A 2,403-nucleotide genomic window follows, 5' to 3' on the forward strand; every position below is an offset into this window, starting at 1 on the left:
CTGCTGCGTGCCGTCGATGCCGACCACATCGGCATCGCCTTCGACGAAACCTCCACCGAGGCCGATCTCGACGCAATCGCGGCCCTGTTCGGCGCCAAGGCTGGTGCCTCCGCCGACAGCACGGTGCCCGGCAAGCCGCGCGGCAAGGAGTTCCTGACCCAGCCTGTTTTCCACGAAAACAAGTCGGAAACCGAGATGATGCGCTTCCTGCGCCGGCTGGCCGACAAGGACCTGGCGCTCGACCGCGCCATGATCCCGCTGGGATCCTGCACCATGAAGCTCAACGCCGCCGCCGAGATGATGCCGGTGAGCTGGCCGAGCATTGCCAATCTGCACCCTTTCGCCCCGGCCGCGCACTCGGCAGGCTACCGTGCCATGATCGGCGAGCTGGAGGGCTGGCTGTCGGAGATCACCGGCTTCGACGCCGTCACCTTGCAGCCCAATGCCGGCAGCCAGGGCGAATATGCCGGACTGCTCGCCATCCGCGGCTACCACCGCTCTCGCGGCGACAACCACCGCACCGTCTGCCTGATCCCCTCCTCGGCGCATGGCACCAATCCCGCGAGCGCGGCGATGGCCGGCATGAGCGTCGTCGTCGTGCGCTGCACCGAAGACGGCAACATCGACATGGACGACATGAAGGCCAAGGCGACTGAGCATGCGCAAAATCTCGCAGCGCTGATGTTCACCTATCCCTCGACGCATGGCGTGTTCGAGGAAGGCGCACGCGATCTCTGCGCGCTGATCCATGAGCATGGCGGCCAAGTCTATTTCGACGGTGCCAACCTCAACGCGCTGGTCGGGCTTGCCCGTCCCGGCGACATCGGCGCCGATGTCTGCCACATGAACCTGCACAAGACCTTCTGCATTCCGCATGGCGGCGGCGGACCCGGCATCGGGCCGATCGGCGTCAAGGCGCATTTGAAGCCGTATTTGCCCGGCCATGTCACCGAAGGCTCGGCGCACGCCGTCTCCGCCGCCCCCTTCGGCAGCGCCTCGATCCTGCCGATCACCTGGATGTATATCCGCATGATGGGCGCCTCGGGCCTGAAGCAGGCGACCGAAACGGCGATCCTGTCCGCCAACTACATCGCAACGCGGCTCGGTGCGCATTTCCCGGTGCTCTACAAGGGCAGGCAGGGACGCGTCGCGCATGAATGCATCCTCGACACCCGTGTGCTCAAGGAGAGTGCAGGCATCAGTGTCGACGATGTCGCCAAGCGGCTGATCGATTATGGTTTTCACGCGCCGACCATGTCCTTCCCGGTCGCCGGCACGCTGATGGTGGAGCCGACCGAGTCCGAGCCCAAGCGGGAAATCGACCGCTTCTGCGAGGCCATGATCGCCATATCGGCAGAGGCAGCAAAAGTCGCCAGGGGCGAATGGCCTTTGGCCGACAATCCGCTGGTCAACGCGCCGCACACCGCCGCCGAGGCGCTGGCCGGCCAGTGGAACCATCCCTACTCGCGCCTGGAAGCGGCCTATCCGGCCGGCGACGCCGACACGGCAGCCAAGTACTGGCCTCCGGTGTCACGCATCGACAATGTCGCCGGCGACCGCAACCTGGTCTGCTCGTGCCCGCCGCTGTCCGACTATCTGGGGGCCGCGGAGTAATTTACGCTGAGCGCAAGGCCGGCTTGATCGGCTCGGCCTTGCCCATCCTCTTGCGGCTGATGACGCAATTTCGTCCGGCGCGTTTGGCGGCATAGAGCGCCGCGTCTGCCTCGGTGAGCACGTTGTCGAGGCTGCTGCCGCTTGCCTCGCCAAAGCCGATGCCGCCGCTGACCGTGCTGCGCAATTTGCCGAGCTGAGTGGGGACGATTTCGGCGCCGAAAGCCACGCCGATCTTGCTGGCGAGATCGTAGGCCTTTTCGTCCGTCATCCGCGACATGACGACTGCGAACTCCTCGCCGCCAAGGCGAAAAGCGTCGACGCCGGGCCGGGCATATTTCTTGATGACGGCGGCAAAACGGCACAAGACCTGATCCCCAACCGGGTGACCGTAGACATCGTTCGTCCGCTTGAAGTGGTCTAGGTCGAACATGACGATGGACATGAATGGACCGAAACTCCGCTCGCCGTAAAGCGACGTCAATGCCCGGCGGTTCAGCAACCCTGTCAGCGGGTCGGTCATGGTCTCGGCCTTGAGCTCGATCTGCGCCTGCAGATGATGGAGGGAGAGCGTCAATGCTCCGAGCCCGGTCATGCAGGCCACCGCCACGACGGAATTCAATCGTTCGGCCCAATTGTCGGGCGCAATCGCGAGCGTCCATTGCCCCTTGGTCAGCAGAACCACGCCGCAAAACGCAAACGACATCGCGCAGGTGCCGCTCAGAAACGAAACCACCAGAAGGATGCGGCGATCCTGACTGCCGTTGATCCAGAACATGGCGCCGATCGCCG

General features: G+C 64.5%; 2 protein-coding genes. One reads left to right on the forward strand and one right to left on the reverse strand.

Features of this window, described 5'->3' with window-relative positions; all coding sequences use genetic code 11:
* Positions 1-1,614 (forward strand): aminomethyl-transferring glycine dehydrogenase subunit GcvPB (gene gcvPB, locus EN914_RS32220; RefSeq protein WP_164779066.1); only part of this gene is annotated, 1,614 nt, incomplete at its 5' end.
* Position 1,615: 1 nt separating this feature from the next.
* On the opposite strand, the gene EN914_RS32225 is transcribed toward gcvPB, so the two are convergent.
* Positions 1,616-2,403, reverse strand: a 788-nt coding sequence (locus EN914_RS32225) for a GGDEF domain-containing protein (RefSeq protein ID WP_164779067.1), incomplete at its 5' end; no start/stop codon positions are given.

It is taken from the genome of Mesorhizobium sp. M7A.F.Ca.CA.001.08.2.1, assembly GCF_003998455.1.
Taxonomy (GTDB): Bacteria; Pseudomonadota; Alphaproteobacteria; order Rhizobiales; family Rhizobiaceae; genus Mesorhizobium; species Mesorhizobium ciceri.